The 25587-nt window shown below is 59.4% G+C and carries 25 protein-coding genes and 1 pseudogene; 11 read left to right on the top strand and 15 right to left on the bottom strand.

The features are described from left to right. The first annotated feature begins 34 nt into the window (after positions 1-34). Both HB376_RS12755 and HB376_RS12750 read left to right on the top strand, forming a co-directional pair. Complete coding sequence (locus tag HB376_RS12755; protein WP_062090223.1) at positions 35-961, top strand: CysB family HTH-type transcriptional regulator; 927 nt, start codon at positions 35-37, stop codon at positions 959-961. Positions 962-1003: 42 nt separating this feature from the next. Then, a pseudogene (locus HB376_RS12750) lies at positions 1004-2026 on the top strand (asparaginase); the annotation flags it as partial. Positions 2027-2053: 27 nt separating this feature from the next. Here HB376_RS12750 and HB376_RS12745 read toward each other — a convergent pair. Next, positions 2054-2512 (bottom strand): GNAT family N-acetyltransferase, encoded by a 459-nt coding sequence (locus HB376_RS12745; RefSeq protein ID WP_213764013.1) that lies wholly within the window; start codon positions 2510-2512, stop codon positions 2054-2056. Between the two features lie 568 nt (positions 2513-3080). Here HB376_RS12745 and HB376_RS12740 point away from each other — a divergent pair. Further along, a complete protein-coding gene (locus HB376_RS12740; RefSeq protein WP_213764012.1) occupies positions 3081-3704 on the top strand; it encodes a hypothetical protein in 624 nt (207 codons plus the stop codon). 105 nt (positions 3705-3809) lie between these two features. Here the strand turns inward: HB376_RS12740 and lysM are convergent, their stop codons facing one another. The 4 genes from lysM to gcl all read right to left on the bottom strand — a co-directional run bounded on the left by lysM (position 3810) and on the right by gcl (position 8098). After that, positions 3810-4295 (bottom strand): peptidoglycan-binding protein LysM, encoded by a 486-nt coding sequence (gene lysM, locus HB376_RS12735; protein WP_213764140.1) that lies wholly within the window; start codon positions 4293-4295, stop codon positions 3810-3812. Between the two features lie 308 nt (positions 4296-4603). Further along, positions 4604-5485 (bottom strand): 2-hydroxy-3-oxopropionate reductase, encoded by an 882-nt coding sequence (gene glxR / locus HB376_RS12730; RefSeq protein ID WP_213764011.1) that lies wholly within the window; start codon positions 5483-5485, stop codon positions 4604-4606. Between the two features lie 18 nt (positions 5486-5503). Beyond that, the gene (hyi, locus tag HB376_RS12725) at positions 5504-6307 is read right to left on the bottom strand and encodes a hydroxypyruvate isomerase (RefSeq protein WP_213764010.1); all 804 of its coding nucleotides are present in this window, start codon (positions 6305-6307) and stop codon (positions 5504-5506) included. A gap of 15 nt (positions 6308-6322) precedes the next feature. Continuing rightward, a complete protein-coding gene (gene gcl, locus HB376_RS12720) occupies positions 6323-8098 on the bottom strand; it encodes a glyoxylate carboligase (RefSeq protein WP_213764009.1) in 1776 nt (591 codons plus the stop codon). 154 nt (positions 8099-8252) lie between these two features. Here gcl and HB376_RS12715 point away from each other — a divergent pair, with 154 nt between their 5' ends. The 8 genes from HB376_RS12715 (at position 8253) to HB376_RS12680 (ending at position 14160) form a co-directional block, all read left to right on the top strand. Next, entirely contained in the window at positions 8253-9164 is a 912-nt protein-coding gene (locus HB376_RS12715) for a LysR family transcriptional regulator (RefSeq protein WP_213764139.1), read from the top strand. Between the two features lie 174 nt (positions 9165-9338). Continuing rightward, complete coding sequence (gene rpsF, locus HB376_RS12710; RefSeq protein WP_031359789.1) at positions 9339-9740, top strand: 30S ribosomal protein S6; 402 nt, start codon at positions 9339-9341, stop codon at positions 9738-9740. Positions 9741-9783: 43 nt separating this feature from the next. After that, complete coding sequence (priB, locus tag HB376_RS12705) at positions 9784-10083, top strand: primosomal replication protein N (protein WP_089159055.1); 300 nt, start codon at positions 9784-9786, stop codon at positions 10081-10083. Between the two features lie 2 nt (positions 10084-10085). Further along, complete coding sequence (gene rpsR, locus HB376_RS12700) at positions 10086-10361, top strand: 30S ribosomal protein S18 (protein ID WP_031359787.1); 276 nt, start codon at positions 10086-10088, stop codon at positions 10359-10361. A gap of 28 nt (positions 10362-10389) precedes the next feature. Then, complete coding sequence (gene rplI, locus HB376_RS12695) at positions 10390-10845, top strand: 50S ribosomal protein L9 (RefSeq protein ID WP_089159054.1); 456 nt, start codon at positions 10390-10392, stop codon at positions 10843-10845. Positions 10846-10985: 140 nt separating this feature from the next. Then, on the top strand, positions 10986-12374 hold the full coding sequence (locus tag HB376_RS12690) for a replicative DNA helicase (RefSeq protein WP_031359785.1): 1389 nt from the start codon (positions 10986-10988) through the stop codon (positions 12372-12374). Positions 12375-12493: 119 nt separating this feature from the next. Further along, positions 12494-13120: a DUF47 domain-containing protein gene (locus HB376_RS12685; protein ID WP_089159053.1), complete on the top strand. Its 627-nt coding sequence runs from the start codon at positions 12494-12496 to the stop codon at positions 13118-13120. A 29-nt stretch (positions 13121-13149) separates the two neighbouring features. Next, entirely contained in the window at positions 13150-14160 is a 1011-nt protein-coding gene (locus tag HB376_RS12680; RefSeq protein WP_213764008.1) for an inorganic phosphate transporter, read from the top strand. 52 nt (positions 14161-14212) lie between these two features. Here the strand turns inward: HB376_RS12680 and HB376_RS12675 are convergent, their stop codons facing one another. From HB376_RS12675 to HB376_RS12630, 10 genes are all read right to left on the bottom strand, one after another. Continuing rightward, complete coding sequence (locus tag HB376_RS12675) at positions 14213-15019, bottom strand: SDR family oxidoreductase (RefSeq protein WP_213764007.1); 807 nt, start codon at positions 15017-15019, stop codon at positions 14213-14215. A gap of 129 nt (positions 15020-15148) precedes the next feature. Further along, positions 15149-16351, bottom strand: coding sequence for a C40 family peptidase (locus HB376_RS12670; RefSeq protein WP_213764006.1), 1203 nt, complete (start codon positions 16349-16351; stop codon positions 15149-15151). Positions 16352-16574: 223 nt separating this feature from the next. Then, a complete protein-coding gene (locus HB376_RS12665; protein WP_213764005.1) occupies positions 16575-18449 on the bottom strand; it encodes a PhoH family protein in 1875 nt (624 codons plus the stop codon). A gap of 475 nt (positions 18450-18924) precedes the next feature. Then, on the bottom strand, positions 18925-19386 hold the full coding sequence (locus HB376_RS12660) for a redoxin domain-containing protein (RefSeq protein WP_213764004.1): 462 nt from the start codon (positions 19384-19386) through the stop codon (positions 18925-18927). A 270-nt stretch (positions 19387-19656) separates the two neighbouring features. Further along, complete coding sequence (locus tag HB376_RS12655; protein ID WP_213764003.1) at positions 19657-20553, bottom strand: polysaccharide deacetylase family protein; 897 nt, start codon at positions 20551-20553, stop codon at positions 19657-19659. Between the two features lie 9 nt (positions 20554-20562). Beyond that, on the bottom strand, positions 20563-21612 hold the full coding sequence (locus tag HB376_RS12650; RefSeq protein ID WP_213764002.1) for a bifunctional UDP-4-keto-pentose/UDP-xylose synthase: 1050 nt from the start codon (positions 21610-21612) through the stop codon (positions 20563-20565). Next, entirely contained in the window at positions 21609-22640 is a 1032-nt protein-coding gene (locus HB376_RS12645) for a formyltransferase (protein WP_213764001.1), read from the bottom strand. Before HB376_RS12645 ends, HB376_RS12650 begins: the two co-directional genes overlap by 4 nt. A gap of 7 nt (positions 22641-22647) precedes the next feature. Beyond that, a complete protein-coding gene (locus HB376_RS12640; RefSeq protein ID WP_213764000.1) occupies positions 22648-23676 on the bottom strand; it encodes a glycosyltransferase in 1029 nt (342 codons plus the stop codon). A 120-nt stretch (positions 23677-23796) separates the two neighbouring features. After that, on the bottom strand, positions 23797-24960 hold the full coding sequence (locus HB376_RS12635; RefSeq protein WP_213763999.1) for a DegT/DnrJ/EryC1/StrS aminotransferase family protein: 1164 nt from the start codon (positions 24958-24960) through the stop codon (positions 23797-23799). Between the two features lie 148 nt (positions 24961-25108). Next, complete coding sequence (locus HB376_RS12630) at positions 25109-25480, bottom strand: SMR family transporter (protein WP_089159042.1); 372 nt, start codon at positions 25478-25480, stop codon at positions 25109-25111. Positions 25481-25587 lie beyond the last annotated feature (107 nt).

Below are 25587 nucleotides of genomic sequence, written 5' to 3'. Positions count from 1 at the left end.
TTATTGAATAAGCATACTGAAGAGAGAGGCTGACATGAACTTCCAGCAACTGCGTTTCGTACGTGAAGCCGTCCGGCAGAACATGAATCTGACCGAGGTCGCGAACGTGCTTTATACGTCGCAATCGGGTGTGTCGAAGCAGATCAAGGATCTCGAGGACGAACTCGGCGTCGATATCTTTATTCGACGCGGCAAGCGTTTGACAGGCCTGACCGAGCCGGGCAAGGAAGTGCATCAGGTGATCGAGCGCATGCTGCTCGATGCCGAGAACCTTCGCCGCGTCGCCCGCCAGTTCGCCGATCAGGACAACGGCCATCTGGTCGTGGCGACCACCCACACGCAGGCGCGTTATGCGCTGCCCAAGGTTATCCGCCAGTTCACCGAAGTGTTCCCGAAGGTCCATCTCGCGCTGCGCCAGGGCAGTCCGCAGCAGATCGCGCAGATGATCATCAACGGCGAGGCGGACATCGGCATTTCGACGGAAGCGCTCGACAGGTACCCGGATATCGTCACGTTCCCGTGCTATTCGTGGCACCACACGGTGGTCGTGCCAAAGGGGCATCCGCTGGTCGGCCGCGAGAACATCACGCTCGACGAGATCGCCGAATATCCGATCGTCACGTATGACCACGATTTCACCGGCCGTTCGCATGTCGATCAGGCGTTTGCGAAAGCGGGCGCGCTGCCGGACGTGGTGCTGACCGCTATCGATGCCGATGTGATCAAGACGTATGTGGAACTGGGCATGGGCATCGGCATCGTGGCGGCGATGGCCTTCGACGAAAAACGCGATACCGAACTCGTCGCGCTCGACACGCAGCATCTGTTCGAAGCCAGCACCACGCGCGTGGGCTTGAGGAAGGGTGCTTTCCTGCGGGCATATGCGTACAGGCTGATCGAGATGTTCGCACCTCAACTCGACGAAGCGCAGATCGCGGCTCAATTGCGGGAAGCGGCCTAACCCTTTGAAAGTTTAAGAGCCTGGAAATCAGCCAGCCGCGGCTCCGCTACAATTACGGCCATGAACTCATCACACACTTCATTGCCGCGGATCGTGGTGCTGGCCACCGGCGGAACCATCGCGGGCGAGGCTGGCGATGCCGCCAAAACCTCGGGTTACAAGGCCGGCGTGGTCGGTGTCGATAAACTGCTCGGCGCCGTGCCTTCGCTCTCGCAAGTCGCGCAGATCCAGGCCGAGCAGGTAGCGAGCATCGACAGCAAGGACATGACGCCCGCACTGTGGATTACCCTCTGCGCGCGGGTGAATGCGTTGCTGGCGCAGGACGATATCGATGGCATCGTCGTCACGCACGGCACCGATACGCTCGAGGAAACCGCCTACCTGTTGCATCTCACCGTCAAAAGCGAGAAACCGGTCGTGCTCACGGCGGCCATGCGGCCGGCGACGGCCTTATCCGCCGACGGCCCGCTGAATCTTCTCAACGCGGTGACGGTGGCGGCGAGCCGGGCATCGTGGAAGCAGGGCGTGTTGGTCGCGTTCAACAACCAGATTCACTGCGCCCGCGACGTGACCAAGACAAGTACCTATGCCGTCGATGCCTTCCGTTCGCCCGAAGGCGGTGCGCTCGGCTGGGTGCAGGACGGGCAGGTGGAATTCCAGCGTTCAGTGGTCAGGCCGCATACGCTGCATTGCCCGTTCCAGATGCCCGCTGAACTGCCCGCGGTCGAGATCGTGACGAGTTACGCAGGGGCGTCGCGAGCGGCTATCGATGCATTCGTTGCCTCGGGTGTCAAAGGACTCGTGATTGCAGGGACGGGCAACGGCTCGATTCATTCGACGCTGCAACAGGCTCTTGCCGATGCCGTCAAACACGGCGTGGCGGTGGTACGTTCGTCACGGGTGGGAGCGGGCCACGTGATGCGCAACGGCGCTGCGCCCGACGATGCACTTGGCTCGATCACGGCAGGCGCTTTGAACCCGTACAAGGCGCGCGTGCTGCTGATGTTGGCGTTGGCGGCGGGCACAGCGGCGGCAGACTTGCAGCGTGTGTTCGATACGTACTGACGCAAGATCTGCTGCGTTAGCTTTCTATCACCCCAGCACCTTCCGATACTGCACGAACCCCGACCGGTCCGCGATGCGGTCATACAACTGCATCGCGTCGGTATTGGTTTCATGAGTCAACCACCAGACTCGCGAGCACTGTGCTTCCGCGGCCTTGGCATAGACATGCTCGATGAGTTTGCGCCCAATCCCGCCTCCGCGAATATCCGGTTCTACGTATAAATCCTGCAGATAGCAATAGTCACCGGTCGTCCAGCACGACCGATGCATGATCCAGTGCACCATCCCGACTATACGACCATCGATTACTGCCACCGCGCCGAATACCGGCTCCGTGGGATCGAGCATGCGCGCCCACGTGCGTTGAGTTGTGTCCATCGGGATATCGGTCTTGTAGAACGCCTGGTAACCGCGCCATAACGCCAACCACGCATCGAAGTCGGCAACAGCCACCGATCTGATCTCAACAGGGGGTCTTGGTGTCATGGGCGCGGTTTTCCCGAAGGTAATTGGAACAGTGCGAAATAGCGTGGGAGATCATAGGGCGCTTCAGCAAAAGCAAAAAGATCCAGCAGCGCTTGTTTTCCAGGTGCCACGTGCCGAAAGCGTCCGTAGAGTGAAATAAACAGCGAAGGTAACGATGGGTTCGCGCGTTCCAGATGTTGATGCCATGGCGGTATTTCGCATCAGAACCGACGTTTGCTTCAGAAAATCCAACCATGATCGGAAAGCAAGATCTATTAGTTAGAAATGCGAACAAAATATGAAACATCAAAATTCAATGGGCGAAACCCTGCCTCGATGGCGTCTGGATGCACCGAAATGGTCGTTAAATTCCCTTGGAGAGTGCGGGTCCATGCACTAGACTTGAGCAAGAGTTTTCGGGAGTGATAGTCCTTGCGATCGCTCGGAACAGCGAGCCGTGTGGTGCGGACATATAGATCATGGTTCGTCAGGTTTTGAAATTATGTTCGGAATACTATTTAATATCTTATTTTCAAACACCCGAAAAATAGGGGCTGCCAGTTCGCAACCCGGATGGGCGGCATAAGTAATGAAACATCCCATGGCTGTGTATTCCTTGCAGGACCTACATCGGTCGCTTGCGCAACCAATGCTGCTCACCGACGGTCCCGACTCTTCTGTGGACGGCACTCCACTCAGGCTATTTATCAGGCAACCGTTCACCGAATCGGGTGAGACGCAGCAGCGATTGGTCGAACAGATATTGCAAATAATCGACACCGCCAACGACTCGCGCTGCCCTTTCAACTATCTCACTGGCACCGGCGCTGAAAGTGCCGATACTTTCAGAGAATCGTTTGAGCGTGACCGTCACTTGCCCTTCACGCCGAAGAATTTTCGTGACTATCGGCTAAAACTGTTGGACCAGGCCGATGTCCTGATCAATATCAGGGTTGGTATGAGCGAGAGCAGTGCCTTTGAGCTGAGCTATCACATCTTCAAGGGGCGATGCTCCCCGATCCTGTTTCTTGTCTGGAAGCATGCTCCGATCAAAACGACGCTCATTCGCGAACTCGATGATTTATGTGAGGTGACTTACCTGGAGTTCGAACACCCGGACGAACTGAGGGCCGGCATACACGGGTTTTTCCAGATACTGTCGATCAGGCGTACGGTCCGGAATGCAACGCTCTGGCAAAGGATAATTCGATAGCGCCCACGGCCGGCCCCGGTCTGTCGTCCGTAATAGAACCGGTTGACCCGGAACCAAAAAACGCGACCCGAGGGTCGCGTTTTTACTCAACCATTCAACCCGTCATCAAGCCAGCGCGGGAATCCGCAGAACCTGTCCCGGGTAAATCTTGTCCGGGCTCTTGAGCATCGGTTTGTTGGCTTCGAAGATCACGTCGTTCTTCGCGCCGTTGCCGTAGTACTTGTCGGCGATCTTCCACAGATTGTCGCCGGAAGCCACCGTATGAAATTGCGAAACGGGCGTGGGGGTTGGTACGGTCAGTTGATCGTCGACCTTGTCCACATGCTGCACGTTACCCGCTGCCACTAGGATCTTTTCCTTCGTCGCCTGATCGGCAGCCTGGCCGCTGACTGTGACCGTATGCGACGCGCCATCGAAGCTGACTTGCAGGTTGTCGGCGCTCAAGCCTTGCGTGCGGATGTAGGCGGCGATTGCGTCACCTGCCGTCTTGTTGAGCGCGGCGACATCAACGGTCGGCGCAGCCTGAGCCGTGGTTGAAACAGCGCCGAACAATTTTTCGCCCGCGTCCTTGATGAAACTGAAAATGCCCATGTTGCAACTCCTGTAATAACCGGGTAGATCGACCTGATAAAGCCGAGCCATTTAGTCTCCAGAACTAATCGATAGTTCTCGGATTTCACCGATGGAATTGTCAAACTGTGTGGATGGGCATTTTTTGAGGACGTAAACAAAAAAAGATCCGGCAAGGCGGACACCCGGCAATGACGTCTGACCGACCAAGGCTTCCACGTCATCACCGGGCGCCGCTTGACGGACCCCGCTTTATTGCACTTTCTGCAACCGGCTATGCTTATGCGTCAAGTAACCGCCACGTACGCGTCAGCCGGTCTTCAAGCAGTTCATTCGGTAACCTGATGATTCGACATCAGTTCCAGTGCCTTCACCATTCCCGAGTGATCCCACTCGCGTCCGCCGTTTGCCACGCACACGCTGAACAACTGCTGCGCGCTGGCCGTGTGCGGCAAAGCAAGACCGAGTTTCTTCGCACTTTCCAGCGCGAGGTTCAGATCCTTCTGATGCAATTCGATCCGAAAGCCCGGATTGAACGTACGCTTGGTCATGCGCTCGCCATGAACTTCCAGGATCCGCGATGCCGCAAAACCGCCCATCAACGCACGCCGCACGCGCTCCGGATCCGCACCGGACTTTGAAGCGAACAGCAACGCTTCGGCGACTGCTTCAATGTTCAACGCCACGATAATCTGGTTCGCGACCTTGCACGTTTGTCCCGCGCCGTTATCGCCGATGAGCGTCACGTTCTTGCCCATGACATCAAAGAGTGGCTTTGCGCGCTCGAACGCCGCTTCCGGGCCACCGACCATAATCGTCAATGAAGCTTCACGTGCGCCGACTTCGCCGCCTGACACGGGTGCATCGAGATAATCGCAGCCTAGCGCGTTGATTTTCTTGGCGAACGCTTGCGTTTCGAGCGGCGAGATGGAGCTCATGTCGATCACGAGCTGGCCTTTCTCGAGTCCCTTCGCCACGCCGTCTTCTGCAAAGAGGACGTTAGCGACATCGGGCGTGTCCGGCACCATGATGATGATGATTTCGCTTGCCCGCGCAACGTCGGTCGAGCTGGCAGCTACTTTGCCTAGCGAGCGCAGGTCGTCCGGCACAGGGTACGCGCCGTTCAGCACTAGCGAATGGCCAGCTTTCTTCAAATTGCGCGCCATGTGCGCGCCCATGATGCCAAGGCCGATAAATCCGATTGTTGCCATTATGCGTGTCTCCTCCAGTTATGCCACTGCGCGTGCAGTCTTCAGGCCAGCGATTTCCTGAAGCCAGCCAAGGCCGGCCGCAGTCGTGCCGCGCGGTTTGTACTCGCAACCAATCCAGCCGTCGTAGCCAAGCGAATCGAGCCACGAGAACAGGAACGGATAGTTGATCTCGCCCGTACCCGGTTCATTGCGGCCGGGGTTATCGGCCAGCTGAATATGCGCAATCGATGGCAGGTTGCGCTTGATCGTGGCAGCCAATTCGCCTTCCATGCGCTGCATGTGATAGATGTCGTATTGCAGGAACAGGTTGTCCGACCCTACGTCGCGAATCACGTCGAGTCCTTCCTGCGACCGGTTCAGCGCGAAGCCGGGGATATCGAAGTGATTGCACGGCTCGACCAGCAGCTTGATGCCTTCTTTCTTCAATGCGGCGGCGGCGAACTTCAAATTTTCAACGATCGTCGCCCGCGCTTCCTCACGGCTCACCGAAGCCGTTGGAATGCCGACGAGACAATTCAGTTGCGGCACGTTCAGTGCCTTGGCGTATTCGATCGCCCGCGTTACGCCCTCACGAAATTCCTCTCGACGATCGGGCAGGCACGCGATGCCACGCTCGCCGCCTTCCCAATTCCCGGCCGGCAAGTTATGCAGCACGAGCTGAAGATTGTTGGCGTCCAGTCGTTGACGCAGATCGGCCGCTGCATACGGATACGGGAACAGAAATTCAACCGCCTCGAAGCCCGCCTCCGACGCCGCCGCAAAGCGGTCAAGGAACGGCACTTCGTTGAACAGCATGGTCAGGTTTGCAGCAAATTTCGGCATGGTTTTTGTTCTCTCTCAGGCGTTATGCGCAATGGCCGTCGGTGCGTCCTGCTCGCTTTCGGCGAGCGGTTCGAATTCGTTGATCGCATCGATCTCCGTGCCCATCGCGATGTTCGTCACGCGCTCGAGGATCACTTCAACAATGATCGGCACGCCGAATTCCGCGAGCATTCCCTGGGCCTTGCGAAGGGCGGGAGCGAGGTCTTCCGGATTGAACACGCGCACTGCCTTGCAGCCAAGTCCTTCGGCCACGGCGACGTGATCGACGCCATAACCGTTCAGATCGGGTGCATTGATGTTCTCGAAGGCAAGCTGGACGCAGTAGTCCATATCGAAGCCGCGTTGCGCCTGACGGATCAGGCCGAGGTACGAGTTGTTCACCACCACATGGATGTACGGCAGCCGGAATTGCGCACCAACCGCAAGTTCTTCGATCATGAACTGGAAGTCGTAATCGCCCGAGAGCGCGACGATCGGCCGTTGCGGGTCCGCTGCACGAACACCGAGCGCCGCCGGAATGGTCCAGCCGAGCGGACCGGCCTGACCGCAATTGATCCAGTTGCGCGCCTTGTACACATGCAGGAACTGCGCGCCGGCGATCTGCGACAGACCGATCGTCGAGACGTAGCAGGTATCGCGGCCGAAGACCTTGTTCATTTCTTCGTAGACGCGTTGCGGTTTCATCGGCACGTTGTCGAAGTGCGTCTTGCGATGCATGGTGCGCTTGCGTTCCTGGCACTCGCCGACCCACGTGCCGCGATCCTTCAGCTTGCCCGCGGCCTTCCATTCACGCGCCACTTCAACGAACAATTCGAGCGCGAATTTAGCGTCGGAGACAATGCCCAGATCCGGACCGAACACGCGGCCGATCTGCGTCGGTTCAATGTCCACGTGCACAAACGTACGGCCCTTCGTATAAACCTCGACGCTGCCCGTGTGACGGTTCGCCCAGCGATTGCCGATGCCCAGCACGAAATCGGATGCGAGCATCGAAGCGTTCCCGTAGCGATGCGCCGTTTGCAAACCGCACATGCCGGCCATCAGCGGATGGTCGTCGGGGATTGCGCCCCAGCTCATCAGCGTGGGGATCACCGGCACGTTCATGATTTCAGCGAACTCGACCAGCAGATCCTCGGCCGCCGCGTTCAGCACGCCGCCGCCGGACACGATCAACGGCCGCTCGGAGGCTGTCAGCATCGCCAGCGCTTTCTCGATCTGAGCGCGCGTTGCTTTGGGCTTGTAGACGGGCAGGGGTTCGTACGTGTCGATATCGAATTCGATTTCCGCGAGTTGCACGTCGATCGGCAAATCGACCAGCACCGGACCCGGACGGCCTGAGCGCATCAGGTGGAATGCTTGTTGGAACACGCGCGGCACGAGCGCCGGTTCGCGCACGGTCACCGCCCACTTGGTCACCGGCTTGGCGATCGATTCAATATCGACGGCCTGGAAGTCTTCTTTATACAGACGCGCACGCGGCGCCTGGCCTGTGATCGCGAGGATCGGGATGGAATCGGCCTGGGCGGAATACAGCCCGGTGATCATGTCCGTTCCAGCCGGTCCCGACGTGCCAATACACACGCCGATATTTCCCGGTGCCGCCCGCGTATAACCTTCGGCCATATGCGACGCACCTTCCACGTGGCGCGCCAGCACGTGGCCGATGCTGCCGGCCCGTTGCAGGGCGGAGTAGAACGGGTTGATCGCCGCGCCCGGAACGCCGAACGCCATTTCGATCCCTTCTTTTTCCAGCACGAGAACGGCTGCGTCGACTGCTCGCATTTTTGTCATGAGTGTCTCCTTCCATTGTGTTCTGCTGCATCGCGCCGTTGCGCAATGTCGTTAAGGGGACTTTATGCGTATGCGGGAGTGTTGATAAGATCAGCCAGAGTCGTTTGATCCGATACAAAAAGTATGGAATGAATGAGCAATGGAGGCCAAGAAAATGGACCGCTTCAGGCAGATTGAGACGTTCGTGAAGGTCGCCGAGGCCGGCAGTCTGGCTGCTGCGGCGCTGGAGGAGGGGGTGTCGCCAGTCATTTTGGGGCGGCGTATTGATGCGTTGGAGAAGCGTCTGGGCGTCAAGCTGATGTACCGCTCCACGCGCCGTCTGGTGGTAAGCGAGGAGGGCGCGGCGTTCCTTGAACGCTGCCGTGGACTGCTGGCGGACTGGAATCAGGCCGAAGACGAGCTCGCCGACGGCCAGCGCACCGTCGATGGCCACCTGATCGTCTCCGCCCCGGCGGCCTTCGGACGAATGCACGTGGCGCCTCACGCGCCAGGTTTTCTCGTCGACAAACCCGCGTTACAGATGTCGTTCAACCTGAACGACCGCGTCGCCGACCTGATCCGCGAGGGTTACGACCTGTCGATCCGCATAGGCGGGGCGGTCGATCAGAACTTCGTTGCCGTGAAGCTCGCCGATAACCGCCGCGTGGTCTGCGGCACGCCCGCGTATTTCAAGAAGCACGGCAAGCCGAAATCGCTCGATGACCTGCCGCGTCACAACTGTCTCGCGTTCAATTTGCAGGGTGGGCAAAATCGCGGCTGGTATTTCCGCCGCAACGGTAAACTTGCGACGGTGCGTGTCTCGGGCAATCTGGATTGCAACGACGGCGAATTGCTCCACCGCTGGGTATCGGAAGGGCATGGGCTTGGCTGGCGCTCGACGTGGGAAATCCAGCGTCAACTGGCAAATGGCGAGCTGGAAACCGTTCTTGACGAGTTCGCGCTGCCCGATTACGACATCCTCGCGGTCTATCCGCAGCAGCGCTACGTGCCGGCGAAAGTGCGCTACTTCATTGATTATTTGAAGAAAATCTACGCCCAGCCGGATTACTGGAGCCGCGAAAGGTGAGTTTCCGGGCCGCTCAGGCATGCATGAGTGCTAAGCCATTGAAAACACAGCGGAAGTAATACGCGAAATGCGTAAATCAGTTGTGTGACCGGCCGTATCTCGCTATAATCGCTGGCTTCTCTCTTGCCGCACCGGTCCGACGCCCGGGTGGCTTTATATCCTCAAGGAGTAACAATGCGTCATTACGAAATCGTATTTATCGTGCATCCGGATCAAAGCGAGCAAGTGCCCGCCATGATCGAACGGTACAAAACCACGATCACAACACACGGTGGTTCGATCCATCGCATCGAAGACTGGGGCCGCCGTCAGCTGGCTTACATGATCGAGAAGCTTGCGAAGGCTCACTACGTGTGCATGAACATTGAATGCAGCCAGGAAACGCTCGAAGAACTGGAACACGCGTTCAAGTTCAACGACGCTGTGCTGCGTCACCTCATCGTCAAGCTGAAGAAGGCCGAAACCGGCCCGTCGCCGATGATGAAGGAAGTTCACCGCGAAGAAGCCAAGAAGGCGGCCAGCCAGCCGTCGACTGAAGCTCATGCAGCTCCGGCCGCAAGCTCGCAGGCAAACTAATCAAGAAGGCGACTTTTAAGGTCGTCGCGTCACCAGGAATCAAGTGAACCGGCTGCAACTGACAGCAAGCGTTGTGGAGCGAGAACCGGTGCGGTACACCCCCGCCGGCGTCCCCATAGCGAGTTGCACGTTGCATCACCGTACGGAAGTCGTCGAAGCGGGCATTGCCCGGCAAATCGAACTGACTCTTCCGGCGGTCGCGGCCGGTGCTGCGAGCGGCAAGCTGGAAGGCCTCACGATGGGCGTAGAAACGCTCTTCACGGGCTTCATGGCGAAGAAAAGCCGCAACGCGCGAACCCTGGTGTTTCACATCACAGAATTGCAGGATATTGGAAAGGACTGAACATGCCCCGCCCGACTGGTAAGAAATTCGACAAACGTCGTCAGCAACAAAACCCGCTCTTCAAGCGCAAGAAGTTCTGCCGTTTCACCGCGGCCAATGTCGAGACCATCGACTACAAGGACACGGAAACGCTGAAGGACTTCGTTGGTGAGAACGGCAAGATCACGCCGGCTCGTCTGACAGGAACGAAGGCTCACTACCAACGTCAGCTCGATACGGCTATCAAGCGCGCTCGTTTTCTCGCGCTGCTGCCGTACACCGACCTGCACAAGGCCTAATCAGACGACGCAATAAGGAAAAAGCCAAATGCAAATCATTCTTTTGGAAAAAGTCGTCAACCTGGGCAACCTGGGCGACATCGTTCGTGTCAAGGACGGTTACGCACGTAACTTCCTGATCCCGGGCAAGAAGGCCCGCCGTGCAACGAAAGACGCAATCGCGGAATTCGAAGTGCGCCGCGCCGATCTGGAAAAAGTTGCCGCTGAAAAGCTGGCAGCCGCTACGGCCCTGGGCGAAAAGCTGAGCGGCGCGACCGTTCAGATCTCGCAAAAGGCTGGCGTCGACGGTCGTTTGTTCGGTTCGGTGACGAACGCGGACATCGCCGAAGCGCTGAAGAAGCAAGGCCTGGCCGAAGTCGAAAAGTCGCAAGTGCGTCTGGCCGACGGCCCGCTGAAGCTGGTTGGCGATCACGCCATCCAGGTTGCACTGCACACCGACGTAGTTGTCGACGTGACGGTGTCGGTGCTGGGCGAACACGCTTAAGTGTCTCGCTGGCCGGGCTTAGCCCCTGCCGCGAAGCCAAAAGTAATGCGGTAAAAGAAGGGCGGGAACCCTCAACGGTTCCCGCCTTTTTTGTTTTTCCATCTCCCTTCGCTCCGTCATTTCGCCGATAATTCCTCCCCATGAACGCACCGTCGAAAGATCCCCAACTGGATGCGCTGAAGGTCCCGCCGCATTCCATCGAAGCCGAGCAGTCCGTCATTGGCGGCTTGCTGCTGGATAACGCCGCATGGGACCGTATTGCGGACGTGATGTCGCATGGCGATTTCTACCGCTACGACCATCGGATCATTTACGAGGCGATCGGCAAGCTGATCGCGACCACGCGCCCGGCCGACGTGATCACCGTCTACGAGGCGCTGACGAACACCGGCAAGGCCGAAGAGGTGGGCGGCCTGGCGTACCTGAACGCGCTCGCGCAGAACACGCCGAGCGCCGCGAACATTCGCCGTTATGCGGAAATCGTCCGGGATCGGGCGGTGTTGCGCCGTCTGGTATCGGTCGCAGATGAAATTTCCGCCGACGCCTTTAATCCGCAAGGCAAGGAAGTGCGCCAGTTGCTGGACGAGGCCGAGGCGAAGGTGTTCTCGATCGCAGAAAGTGGCGCGCGCGGCACGCAGGGTTTTCTCGAGATCGGGCCGTTGCTCACGCAGGTGGTCGAGCGCATCGACACGCTTTATCACACTGCGAATCCTAGCGATGTGACTGGCACGCCAACGGGTTTTGTCGATCTGGACCGCATGACATCGGGTATGCACGGCGGTGAGCTGATCATCGTGGCGGGCCGGCCGTCGATGGGTAAAACTGCGTTTTCGATGAATATCGGTGAATACGTGGCCGTTGAATATGGCCTTCCGGTTGCCGTGTTCTCAATGGAAATGCCGGGCACGCAGCTCACCATGCGTATGCTGGGTTCGGTGGGCCGTTTGGATCAGCACAGAATGCGTACCGGCCGTCTCACCGATGAAGACTGGCCGAAGCTCACGCATGCTGTGCAGAAAATGAGCGAGGCGCAGATCTTTATCGATGAAACGGGTGGTCTGAACCCGATGGAGTTACGCTCGCGCTCGCGCCGTCTGGCACGGCAATGCGGCAAGCTGGGCCTGATTATCGTGGATTATTTGCAGCTCATGTCCGGTTCCGGTTCTGCCGGTGAAAACCGCGCGACCGAAATCTCGGAAATCTCGCGTTCACTCAAAAGTCTCGCCAAGGAACTGGACGTTCCCGTGATGGCGCTTTCGCAGTTGAATCGCGGATTGGAGCAGCGTCCAAACAAACGCCCGATCATGTCCGATTTGCGTGAGTCCGGCGCTATCGAACAGGACGCGGACGTGATTTTGTTCATTTATCGCGACGAAGTCTACAACCCGGATAGCCCGGACAAAGGCACGGCCGAGATCATCATAGGTAAGCAGCGTAACGGTCCGATCGGTCCCATTCGACTCACGTTCCAGGGTCAATACACGAAGTTCGAGAATTTTGCCGGTGCGCAGAATTTCTACGGCGACTAGGGAACTTATCGCCTGTCCACGTTTGATTTGACGTCGGTCAGGGTGCTTCGATGGTCCCGCGAAGGTACAATGTGGCAGTTTTATGTCAGCGCCATTTTGAGCCACTTTCCGGGATTTTCATGTTCGGTCGATTCATGCCCACCGAGGGCAAATTTTTCGAAATCTTCAATGCGCACGCAAAGTGCATCGTTGACGCCAGTCACGAACTCGAACTGCTGATCGACAACATGGACCAGATGGAGGTCCATAAGCAGAACGTCCAGACCAACGAAAAACGTGCTGACAAGCTCACGCACGAAACCATCGATCTGCTGCACAAGACCTTCATCACGCCGCTCGATCGCGACGAAATCCACAAGCTCATCACGACGATGGACGACATCCTCGACCTGATGGAAGACGTCGCCACCGCCATTTCGCTTTACGACGTGCGCGAATCGACCGCGGAAATGAGCCAGCTCGCCCATATCTGCACGGCCACCTCCGAGCGTGTGCAGCAAGCGGTCAAGCTGCTCGCCGACATGAAACGCGCGAGCGAAATCCTCAAGATCTGCGAAGAAATCGACCGTCTGGAATCGGACGCCGACCGGGTGCTGCGCTCGGCCATGTCGAAACTCTTTCGCGAAGAGGACAACGTCAAGACGCTGATCAAGCTCAAGGCAATCTACGAGTTGCTCGAGACGATCACCGACAAATGCGAGGATGTCGCGAACATCATCGAAGGCATTGTGCTGGAAAACGCCTGATTTCAGCCGCGCCACTCACTCGATAAACGATGCATTCGATTCAACTCGCCCTCTGGGCTGTTATTACGCTCGTCGTGGTCGCACTTGTGTTCGACTTCATGAACGGTTTCCACGACGCCGCCAACTCCATCGCAACCGTTGTGTCCACCGGTGTGCTGAAACCTCAGCAAGCCGTGGCGTTCGCCGCTGCGTTCAACGTCATTGCGTATTTCATCTTTCATTTGAAGGTTGCCGCCACCGTTGGCAAAGGGACGATCGACCCGGCTATCGTCGATCAATATGTGATCTTCGGCGCGCTCATCGGGGCGATCGGCTGGAACATCATCACGTGGCACTACGGCATTCCATCGAGTTCGTCGCATGCGCTGATCGGCGGCCTGGTCGGCTCGGCGTGGGCGAAGTCAGGGTGGGGCTCGCTGAATATGGAGGGCTTGCTCAAGACCGTCTCGTTTATTTTTATTTCGCCGCTGCTGGGTTTCGTGCTCGGATCGCTGTTCATGCTGATCGTTTCGTGGATGTATTTCCGCACGCCGCCCTCCAAGGTGGACCGGCGATTCAGACGCTGGCAGCTTGTATCGGCAGGGTTGTATAGCCTCGGGCATGGCGGCAACGACGCGCAGAAGACCATCGGTGTGATCTGGATGCTGCTGATTGCGGCAGGGTATGCGTCAGCAACGGCCGACGCGCCGCCGATCTGGGTGATCGGCGGATGTTATCTGTCGATGGGGCTCGGTACGCTGTTCGGCGGCTGGCGCATTGTGCGCACCATGGGTCAGAAGATCACGAAGCTCAAGCCCGTCGGCGGGTTTTGCGCGGAGTCGGGCGGGGCGATTACGCTGTTCGTCGCGTCGTTTCTGGGTATTCCCGTGTCGACCACGCATACGATCACCGGCGCGATTGTTGGCGTTGGCGCGACGCAGAAATTCAGCGCAGTGCGCTGGGGCGTGGCGGGGAACATCGTCTGGGCCTGGATCCTGACCATTCCGGCGTCTGCCGTGATGGCCGCCGCCGCTTGGTGGCTCGGACATCGCTTTCTTTGAGCGAGTAGCTCGCGGGTGACTTGCCTTTTTCAAGTCACCCGCGCTTCGTGCGTCAGATCAGCGGCGCGCCGACACCGTCCATCGGAATGATCGCGCCCGATACGTAACTCGCCCGACGGCTCGCCAGGAACAGCGCAACGTCCGCGATCTCCTCGGGTTTCGCGTATCGCCCAAGCGGCACTTTCGCCTGGCTTAGCGCCAGCGCTTCATCTCGCGTGACACCCAGTCTCTGCGCCTCGAGCGCCAGCGCTTCCTCCACGCGTTCCGTCAACGTCGCGCCCGGATTGATCGCGTTGATGCGGATGCCCAGCTTCGCGTAATGATGCGCGAGACCGACGGTTGCCAGCATCAGCGCCGCATTCGCCGCGCCGCCCGCGATGTGGATATCGCTCGCGATCTTCCCACCCATCCCGATGATGTTCACCACCGCGCCCGGCTCGGCCTTGGGGTTCGCTTTCAGCCGTTCGGCCATTTGCTTCAGCACGGCTTGCTGAGGGTAGATGCAGGGGAAATATTTCGCGTCCATCGCAGCTTTGTAACCGGCGGCGTCGAGGAGATCGGGATCGTAGCGTTTAGCGGCGCCCGCGCAATTCACGAGAATATCGATCGGGCCGAGCGCGCCCGTCGCTTCTTCCACGACGTCTTGTGCGCTGTGCGCTTCGTGAAGATCGGCACGCGCGAGATGCACGTGAAAACCCTCTTTCGCGAGTTCTTCGCGAGCGCGGGCGAGGTTCGCGGGATCGCGCGAAACAATCGCGACGCGCGCCCCTTCCGCTGCAAACGCCCGCGCGCACGCGAAGCCGATACCCTTGCTGCCGCCCGTGATGAGCACGATCTTGCCGGCGAGTCCCAAGTCCATGAGGTTCACTCCTTTCGAGGCTGATGATCGATTCGATGACGCATGGAATCGTTATCGAGACACGATAGCAGACGCTGGGAACTACGTGCAGGTCGGCCATTGCGCTGAACGCGCTGGCCGGGTGACGGCTCAGTAGCTGCCGTTGGCGAACTTCGCGATGGGGTCGTCGGTGGCAGCGGGGCGCGTGGGCGTGAGCGAATTCGTGGAGGCACGCATCACGTGGGCGGCGGGATCGGACGCGGGAATCCGGCCAACCGATGAGGGTTGTTGCTCTGGTTGTCGCTCTTGAATCGAGCGCACCTGCTGCGCCGCCAGCCGGGCGGTGGGCGGCGGCGGTTCGAATGCGTCGGCAGCGGCCGCGATGGGATCGGGCGCATTCGATGCAGCCGCGACCGCATTTGATTCAGCTTGCGACTCGCGTGGCGGCGAGATCGCGTTTGCTGCTTGCGATTGACGTTGTGCGGCGGACAGCGAGGACGGCGGCGGTTCGAACGGATCGGCGCCGGAGCGGGCCGTGGTGATGGCCGGTGAGACCGCACCCGCCGATTGTGCCTGCCGTTGTGCGGCCGACAACGCGGGCGGCGGTGGTTCGAACTGATCGGAGGAGGCGGTACTTCGGTAGGAGCTTGCCGCGGCCGTCATAGGCGGATCGCGCGGCGGTTCATACCGATCGCCGGCCTGAGCGGCGACTTGCGTCGCTGGACGGCCTGACGTGCCATCCGCCGGGACGGGGACAGGAACAGGGACCGGCGACGCCAGATACGTCGGCGCATCGAACGGAGCCGGCACGGCTTTCGGCGACGCGACGCGCCGGATGCCATCGAAACGCTTGGCCCAATACGGATTGGTGAGGTAATCGAGCCGCACGGTGCCGCCTGTCGATGGCGCGTTCACGAAGCGCAGCTTACCCACATAGATGCCGACGTGCGAATGCGGCCGGCCCGTCGTGTTGAAGAAAATCAAGTCGCCCGGGGCAACTTCGTCGGGTTCGATCGATTCACCGCGTACGCTCATATCCGCCGTCGTGCGCGGCAGATTCACCGATGCCGCTCGATCCACCACATAGCGCACGAGCCCGCTGCAATCGAAACCGGCCTCCGGCGTATTGCCTCCCCATCGATACGGCACGCCCACGAGCGCCATCGCCTGAATGGAAATTTCCTCGCGTCCGACGCTGTGATCGACGAAATTCGGGAAGCCGGAGGGTGTAGCGAAGGTGCGATTAGAAGCCGTTGCGTTCGATGCAGCCGGTGCACGCGACACCCGCGTCGGTGCACTGGAGCACGCGGCAACGAGGAGGGTGAGGAGCAGCAGTGACCAGAGTCGACGCATTCGGCAAGGGCGAGCCGAGGTGAATACGAGCGCTCGCCATGATGACAGTCCCGCGATACTAGCCCGTCAGACGGGGCACGGGCAAGTTTTCTTGATAAGTCACTTGAGGTTTACGCTGTAAGTGTTGCTTCGACGGAACGTGTTTTTAGATCCAAACGCGTTGAAAAGACGCAAAAAAGCCCGGCAAGCGACGCTTGCCGGGCTCTCAAAACATGCTGAAAATTTAGAGAATCTCGGACGCGTAATCCGCCAGACGCGAGCGTTCGCCGCGCGCGAGCGTGACGTGGCCGCTATGTGTCCAGCCCTTGAAACGGTCGACCACGTACGTCAGGCCCGAACTGCCTTCCGTCAGATACGGCGTGTCGATTTGCGCGATATTTCCCAGGCAAATGATCTTCGTGCCCGGACCGGCGCGCGTGACGAGCGTTTTCATCTGCTTGGGCGTTAAATTCTGCGCCTCGTCGATGATCACGTATTTGTCCACGAAGGTCCGGCCGCGCATGAAGTTCATGCTCTTCACCTTCAGGCGCGATCGGATCAGTTCCTGCGTGGCGGCGCGGCCCCATTCGCCGGCGGCGTCGTCGGTCTTTTGCAGGACTTCGAGGTTGTCGTCGAATGCGCCCATCCACGGCTGCATTTTTTCCTCTTCCGTACCCGGCAAGAAGCCGATGTCTTCGCCAACCGGAACCGTCGCACGCGTGACGATGATCTCGTTATAGCGCTTGTCGTCGAGCACTTGCGCGAGGCCGGCGGCCAGCGCCATCAAGGTCTTGCCGGTACCGGCCTGACCCAGCAGCGTGACGAAATCCACGTCCGGGTTCATCAACAGGTTCAACGCGAAATTCTGCTCGCGATTGCGCGACGTAATGCCCCACACATTGTTCTTGTGGTGGCTGTAATCGCGTAGCGTTTGCAGCAGCGCTGTCTTGCCGTTCAACTCGCGCACGATGCCGTAGAACGACGGTTCGCCGTTCTGCGGTTCGAAATAAACGAACTCGTTCACCAGCATGGACGCGCATTGCGGACCGGTCACCCGGTAATACGTTGTGCCTGTCTTGGTGTCCTGCCAGCTTTCCATGCCCTTCGCGTGCTTCGTCCAGAAGTCGGACGGCAACGCGCGGACACCGGAATAGAGCAAATCCTTGTCTTCCAGCACCTGATCGTTGAAATAATCTTCAGCGGGCAGGCCGAGCGCGTGGGCCTTGATGCGCATGTTGATGTCTTTCGACACCAGCACGACCTGGCGATCGGTGCGCTCCTTTTGCAGCGCGCGAACCACGCCGAGAATCTGGTTGTCGGCCTTGCCGACCGGCAGGCCTTCGACCGGCTCAATGTCGGTCAGCGTGGTCTGGAAATACAGGCGGCCGGTTGCATCGCGATTGCCCAGCGCCGATAACGGCAACCCCGCCGACATCTCGCCGACGTGCGCCACCAATGCATCCAGCGTGCGGCTCACCTGACGCGCATTGCGCGCGACCTCCGACATGCCCTTCTTGTGATCATCGAGTTCCTCGAGCGTCATCATGGGTAGATAGACGTCGTGTTCCTCGAACCGGAACAGCGATGACGGATCGTGCATCAGCACGTTCGTGTCGAGCACGAACAGCTTGCCGATCTCGTTTTCCGGCTGACCACGCTGGCGGCGCTTTTGCTGGCCACGCGGTTGAGCTGCCGCAGCCACGGGCGCGACCGGTGCTTCGGAGCGCGCCGGCGTGCGTTCACGTGCTTCGACCGGCGTACGTGCGACAGCGGGCTGCGTGGTTTCGATCTGTTCGGCCGGTGCAGCAGCGGGTTGCAGCAACGCCGCGGTTTGTTTCGTGCGGCGCGTGCGCGCGGCGGGCGCTGCATCGGAGGCTTCTACCGCCGAGCCTTTGGCCGCGTTCGCCAGCGTCTCGCTTGCTATGGCGCGCAACGTGTTGGCGGTATTCGCGGCAGCAGGACGCGAAGCGCCGACGCTCGCGCCAAAATCGGTTTCGGTTTCAACTAGATCGCCGTCGCTTGCCTGCTTTTTCGATGATCGGGCAGGCCGGGCTTTGGCTTTGTATTCTTCAGACGGCAGGAGGTTGCCGAGCTTGACGGGTGCGGTAGGCAAAGGCATGGTTTTCCTCGATAGGATTCGGATCGTATGTCGTGCGTCGCCTGTCGCATCCTGCGTGGGTCTTTCAGGCCTCAGGCTTTTAGCCAGAAGGCCGGACGTCGATGCAGTTTGCGCCCGGAGACGCGCTTCGGTTTCGAAAACGCCGGTTCGCCTAGATTTCGATCGGCTCCTTGGAAGTTGCGTCCTGAAGAAAACGGGGATGAAACGCACGGACGGCGCGGGACGCCCAAGGCGCACACGCTGCGGGTAAGGGAGCGTCCGCGAACAAAAAAGCCGCCGTCCCGGACGATGGGACCAGCGGCTCGACAGCGCCAGCTTCAAAGCGCCTTTCAACTTCCGCCACGCCCCAGGATTCAAGGCGTGGCGTGTAGCGGGACCCCGTGCCGGTCGCGGGGAAAACCGCGAAACACCGGACGCTACGCAAAGAGAAATGGAGGGAAGGGCAAGCGCTCATTGCGAATCAATATAACGTGCCTCAAAGCGCTTGTACAGCTTCCACAATCTGCTCAACGTGGCCTGGAACCTTTACGCCACGGAACTCCCGGCGAAGCACGCCGTTCGCGTCCAGCAGGAAGGTCGAACGCTCGATTCCGCGTACTTCCTTGCCATACATTTTCTTCATTTTGATGACGCCGAAGAGCGAGCAGATGACTTCGTCGGAGTCGGACACCAGCGTGTACGGCAGTTCCAGCTTCGCCTTGAAGTTGTCGTGCGATTTCACGCTGTCACGCGAGATACCGATCACTTCAGCGCCTGCCTTCTTGAATTTCGCATAAAGATCACGGAACTGCAGGCTTTCCGTGGTGCAGCCGGGCGTATTGTCTTTCGGATAAAAAAACAGCACGACTTTCTTGCCTCGCAGACTAGACAGCGAAAAGTCGCCGCCGGTTGCGGGCGCGGTGAAATCGGGAACGGGTTGATCGACTGCGATCGGCACGAAGTTTCTCCAGTTTTTATCGGTAGACACGTGCCCGCGCGCCAGCTTCTGGTGAACGAACACGTTGGAACGGTAGTGCGGATCAGGGGAAAGCTTGATGCGTCGGGGCAAGGCGCGGTCTGGCTGGGTCTGATCCGGCTTGGCACCCGCTCGCCCGGTTCGGCAGAGCCGGATCAGCCGAACCGGCCGTCCGAGTTTGCAAAATAGCTCGCTCGGCCGAGCCCCAAGCACACGTCCGACGTGCACGTGCTTCAATCCGTCCGACGTGTATTAATCCGGCTGCAGTATCAACTCGCCTGCGCGACCTGGAATCTCGCCCCACGCGACAGGGTACGTGGGCAGTGTCGCGCGGTCCAGCGTCGCGTGATAGTCGCCCATCGTGCAGAAGCTATGACCTTGCGCGCTCCAGCCGGCCAGCAATTGCTCGAATACCGTGGCCAGCTTTTGTCCTTCCAACTCGGCGTGCAGCGTGTAGACCTGGTCGTGCGCCTGCTTTGACGTGAGCCCCAACAAATGCGCGGCCACGTTGTTCACGTCAACGCCATCCACACCGAGGATTTCATCCAGCGTCGGCAGCGTGGTGGGCATCTGGACGTGATTCAGCGTTCGGCCGTCTAGCACCGGAATGTAGGGCGTGTGGCCACGCCCATCGGACGCGTACTTCATGCCCCAGGCATCGATCTGTTCGAACGCGTAGCCGTTCATCTGCCAGCCCGCCGCGCCGTGCGTAACGGGTGGCGTGCCGAAGATCTCGGCGAAACGTGCATGGCTGCGCTGCATCTGGCCGGCTGTCCACTCACGATTGCCGGCACGGACATTGTCCTGCCAGTACACGTGATCCCATGTGTGGATGCCACACTCGAAACCCGCTTCATGAACCGCGCGCATTTCGGCGACCGCACGGCGGCCGATATCCGGCCCCGGCAGAAGTACCCCATACATGAGCGTCTTGATGCCGTAATGCTCGACCACCGACGTCCGCGACACCTTCTTCAGAAATCCGGGCCGAAACACGCGGCGCAATGCCCAGCCGGTGTGATCGGGTCCAAGGCTGAACAGGAACGTGGCGCGGGCGCGATATTTGTCGAGCAGGCGTGCCAGATTCGGCACGCCTTCGCGCGTGCCACGCAAGGTATCGACGTCGATTTTCAGAACGATGCGAGCCACGCGCCGTCCTTAAGACTGATCTTCGACAAGGCGCCGCGCCGTGCCTACATCGCCGCGATAGGCTTCGAAAATCTTGCGCAACGCGTCGTCCATGGTCGCGACCGGTTTCCAGTCGAGTTCCTGGATCGTGTTGTCGATCTTCGGCACGCGGTTCTGCACGTCCTGATAACCCGCACCGTAGTAGTCTCCCGACGAGGTCTCCACAAGTTGCACCGACTTCGCGTTTTCGGTGTACTCGCTGATCTCGTTGGCGAGCTTCAGCATCTTGTGCGCGAGTTCGCGAACCGAGAAGTTGTTGCTCGGATTGCCGATGTTATAGATCTTGCCCGTCGCCACGCCGTTCTTGTTCTCGATGATCTTCATCAATGCACCGATGCCGTCGTCAATATCGGTGAACGCACGCTTTTGCGCGCCGCCATCGACGAGACTAATGTTTTCACCTCGCACGATGTGACCCAGGAACTGTGTGACCACGCGCGAGCTGCCTTCCTTCGGCGTGTAAATGGAGTCGAGACCCGGGCCGATCCAGTTGAATGGGCGGAACAGCGTGAAGTTCAGGCCCTCCATGCCGTAACCCCAGATCACGCGGTCCATCAACTGCTTCGAACACGCGTAGATCCAGCGCGGCTTGTTGATCGGGCCGTAGCTCAGTTGCGATTCTTCGGGATCGAATTGCTCGTCGGTGCACATGCCGTACACCTCGGAGGTGGACGGAAACACAAGATGCTTGCCGTATTTCACGGCCGAACGCACGATAGGCAGATTCGCTTCGAAGTCGAGTTCGAACACGCGCAGCGGCTGCTTCACGTAGGTCGCCGGCGTGGCGATAGCAACCAGCGGCAGGATCACATCGCACTTCTTGATGTGATATTCGACCCACTCCTTGTTGATCGTGATGTCGCCTTCGAAGAAATGCATGCGCTCGTGATTGGCGAGGTCGCCGAGACGGTCGCGTTGCATGTCCATGCCGAAGACTTCCCAGTCGGTCGTCTCGAGAATGCGCTTGGAGAGGTGGTGGCCAATGAAGCCGTTGACACCCAGGATCAGGACTTTTTTCATGAATGAGGAAGTGATTGAGTGAGTCGGCCGAATTCGGCAGGACTGACGACGCGTTCGCCGCCGGCGGGAGTCTGGTTTTCGTCCACGAATGGTTGCCGTAGTTCACGGATGGCGACGACGCGGCTGTCGCCGCATACGCCAAACAGCGCATTATCCTTCACGTGCAGGCCAGGGGGCAAATTCGAGACCTCACGCAGGGTTTCGGCGTCGATACCCGGCAGGCCGTTTTCGGGCACGAGACGAGCCCGCGCGACAATAAACCGCTGCTGGCCGATGTCCGTAAAAGCCCCCGGATACGGCGGCGCGACGGCGCGAATCAGGTTGTAGACCTGCTGCGCGGTTTGCGACCAGTCGATGCGGCCATCCTCCGGCTTCCGGCCGCCGAAGTAACTGCCTTTCGTGAGGTCGTTCGGCAAATGCGGCGCTTCGCCCGCGATCAAGGCCGGCAAGACACGCCACAAGGTTTGTTCTGCGGCGACGGTGGTTTTGTCGAAGACTTGCGCGGCGGTGTCGTCGGGGAGAATGGGCACCGGCGTCTGGGCAAGGATCGCACCGGCGTCGGGTTTTGCTGCCATCTCGTGCAGCGTCGCGCCCGTTTCGGTTTCTCCGTTCAGCACAGCCCAATTGGTGGGCACGCGTCCACGATACTTCGGCAACAGCGAACCGTGCATGTTGTACGCGCCGCGGGCGGCGAGTGCGAGCAGGCCGACTGGCAGCATGTGCCGGTAGTAGAACGAGAAAATGAAGTCCGGAGCGAGTTCGCTGATTGCGTCATGCAGTTCGGGCGACTTGGGATCGGCCGGCGTGATGACCGTGATGCCATGGTCCGCCGCGACTGACTTCACGCTGCCGAACCAGATGTTCTCGTCCGGGTTGTCTTCGTGCGTGACGACCAGCGCGACCTCCACGCCGCGCGCGAGCAGGACCTGCAGGCAGCGTACGCCGACGTTGTGATACGCGAATACGACCGCGAGAGGTTTCGCGCGTGGAGCGCTCGTAGCGTTCGTACCGGTAGCCGCTGGGTTCATAGCGACCTCATAGAGGATCGACCTCGCGGCTGATTGCTGCTACCGCTTCCTGGCGTGGCATGGTTCGCGCAAGCTTGCCGTCGCGCTCTTCCAGGATGGTCTGCACCAGGTAACGCGGCCGTGCACGCACTTGCTGATAGATCCGGCCGATATATTCGCCCAGCAGCCCAAGCGCGAAGATGATCACGCCAAGCATGAAGAACGTGATGGCGAACAGCGTAAACACACCTTCGACTTCCGCGCCGAACATGAAGCGTCGAACCAACAGCAGCAGGAACAAGCCCGCGGACCCCACGGACAAGATCACGCCGATAAACGACAACCACTGCAGCGGCACGACCGAAAATCCGGTCACCAGGTCGAAATTGAGGCGGATCAGGCTGTAAAGCGAGTACTTGGATTCCCCAGCGAAGCGCTCTTCGTGCGCGACATCGATTTCGATCGGGTTCTGCGCGAAGGTATAGGCCAGCGCAGGAATGAAGGTGTTGATTTCACCGCAGCGGTTGATGGTGTCAATGATGTGCCGGCTGTAACCGCGCAGCATGCAACCCTGGTCGGTCATCCTGATACGCGTGATGCGCTCGCGCAGCCGGTTCATCAGGCGCGACGCCTTCTTGCGCCAAAAGCTGTCCTGGCGTTGCTGGCGAATCGTGCCGACGTAGTCGTAACCCTCCCGCATCTTCTCGAGCAGCTTGGCAATTTCCTCGGGGGGGTTCTGCAAGTCGGCGTCGAGCGTGATGACGCTTTCCCCGCGCGATTGTTCGAAGCCCGCAAGAATGGCCATGTGCTGGCCATAGTTGCCGTTCAGCAGGATGACGCGGGTGGTGTCCGGCCGCGCGCGAAACTGCTGGGCAAGCAATCTCGCCGACTTGTCCCGGCTGCCGTCGTCGATGAAGATGACTTCATACGTTGCGCCGAGCGCGTCAAGCGCGGGATACAGGCGGGAGAAGAGGGCGGCGAGGCCTTCTTCTTCGTTGTACACCGGGATCACGACCGTTAATTCAGGGCCGGTCTGCAGAAAATCCGTTTGACTCATGTTGACGATGGTTCCGCAAGGTGTCCGTGATAAATGTGGTTCTTGTTTTGCTGTGCCATCCGCGTGGCGTGCGTGCCTGCGCTGCTTTAGGCATCTTATTCAAGTGCCTTTTTAGGTACCTTAAATGGCGTGCGCCGCACAGATTTCATTGACTGCACGCACGACGCGTGTCACGTCGTCCTGGGTCATCTGCGTGAAAAGCGGCAGCGTGACCGTTGATGCGCCATATTTTTCGGCGTGCGGGAACATGCCTTCGTGAAACCCGCGTCCGCGATACAGCGTGAACAGGTGCAGCGCCGGGTAATGCACGCCCGTGCCAATGCCACGCTCCTTCATCAGGCCCATGAACGCCGAGCGCGTAAGCGACAGGCGCTCGAGCGGCAGGGCGATCTGGAACATGTGCCAGTTGCTGTCGGTGAAATTCGGCACCGGTAGCTGCACGCCCATTCGCACGGCCGCGCCGTTCGCGAAACTCTCAAAGTATGCGCGTGCCAGCTCGCGGCGTTGTTCCGTGAAGCGCTCCACATGCTTGAGCTGGCCAAGGCCGACGCGGGCGGCGACATCGGTGAGATTGTATTTGCCGCCGAGGAGGTCGCAGTCCATACCGTCAAAGCCGGTGCGCGTGATGCCTTGCAGCCGGTACTTTTGTGCCAGCACGGCTTCTTCCTCATTATTCAGCACGAGCGCGCCGCCTTCTATCGACGTGACGTTCTTGTTCGCGTGAAAGCTAAACGAAATAATATCGCCAAATGCGCCGATCTTCTGTCCGCGCCAGGACGATCCAAATGCCTGGGCCGCGTCTTCGATCACGCGCAGGCCATGTTCGCGCGCAATGCCGTACAGCCGGTCCATATCGACGGGAAGGCCCGACAGATATACCGGCAGGATTGCCTTGGTACGCGGCGTAATGGCTTTTTCGAGCAGGTCCAGGTCGATATTGCGCGTGACCGGGTCGATATCCGCGAACACCGGTGTAGCGCCTGTTTCAATGATCACATTGCTGGTCGCGACCCAGGTCATGGGTGTGGTGATGACTTCGTCGCCTTCGCCCACGCCTGCGATACGCAGGCCAATCTCCATGGTCGCCGTGCCGGAATTGAACGTGCGTACCGGGCGGCCGCCGCAATAGGCGGACAGTTCGGCTTCGAACTGCTGGTTTTGCGGACCGGTCGTGATCCAGCCCGAACGCAGAACGTCGACGACGCCCTGAATCGTTTCTTCGTCGATCTCGGCGCGTACGAAAGGCAGAAAGGGCAGCGTATTAGAGGGCACGTTCTGGGTCATGGAAGCTCTGCGAAGGAAAGGAACGGTGAGATCTTTGATACACAGTCTTTGAAACAGAGTCTTTGAAGCACAGTCTTTGATACGCAATGTCAGCCGGGGGTGTGCTGGATTCAGGTTCGCTCAGGCACATTTGGCTGCGCTTAACACCTCAACCGCGCGTCAGTACCACGACGCCGATCAGGATAATGCCGATGCCGACCAGCCGTTGCAATGACAGGATTTCGCCAAACAAATACCACGCCGCGAACGCGTTCACCACGTAGCCAAGCGAGAGCATGGGATAAGCAATGGAAACGTCGACCCGCGACAATCCCACGATCCATACGAAGACGCTGATCACGTAGCATGCCAGCCCGCCGATGATCGGCCATTGCGTCGCGATCTTGAAACCAATCGGCACGATGTTCGCCGGGGTGAATTCGAAATGGCCGACCGCGTTCACGCCCGCTTTGAGCAGCAACTGCGCACCGGCGTTCAGCATGACGCCGGTGATGATGCAAATGAAGGATATCGGGTTCATCGTGGGCCGTAATAGGGTTTTTTGCGGAGCGCGGCGAAGCGGTGAGACTTCGTGGCGTTGTCCGGCTTTTGTATCCGCGGGCGGCCGGTGCTCAGGTCAACACGCGG

This window comes from Caballeronia sp. dw_19 (assembly GCF_018449515.1).
Taxonomy (GTDB): Bacteria; Pseudomonadota; Gammaproteobacteria; order Burkholderiales; family Burkholderiaceae; genus Caballeronia.
This window is presented reverse-complemented; position numbering and strand designations above follow the sequence as displayed.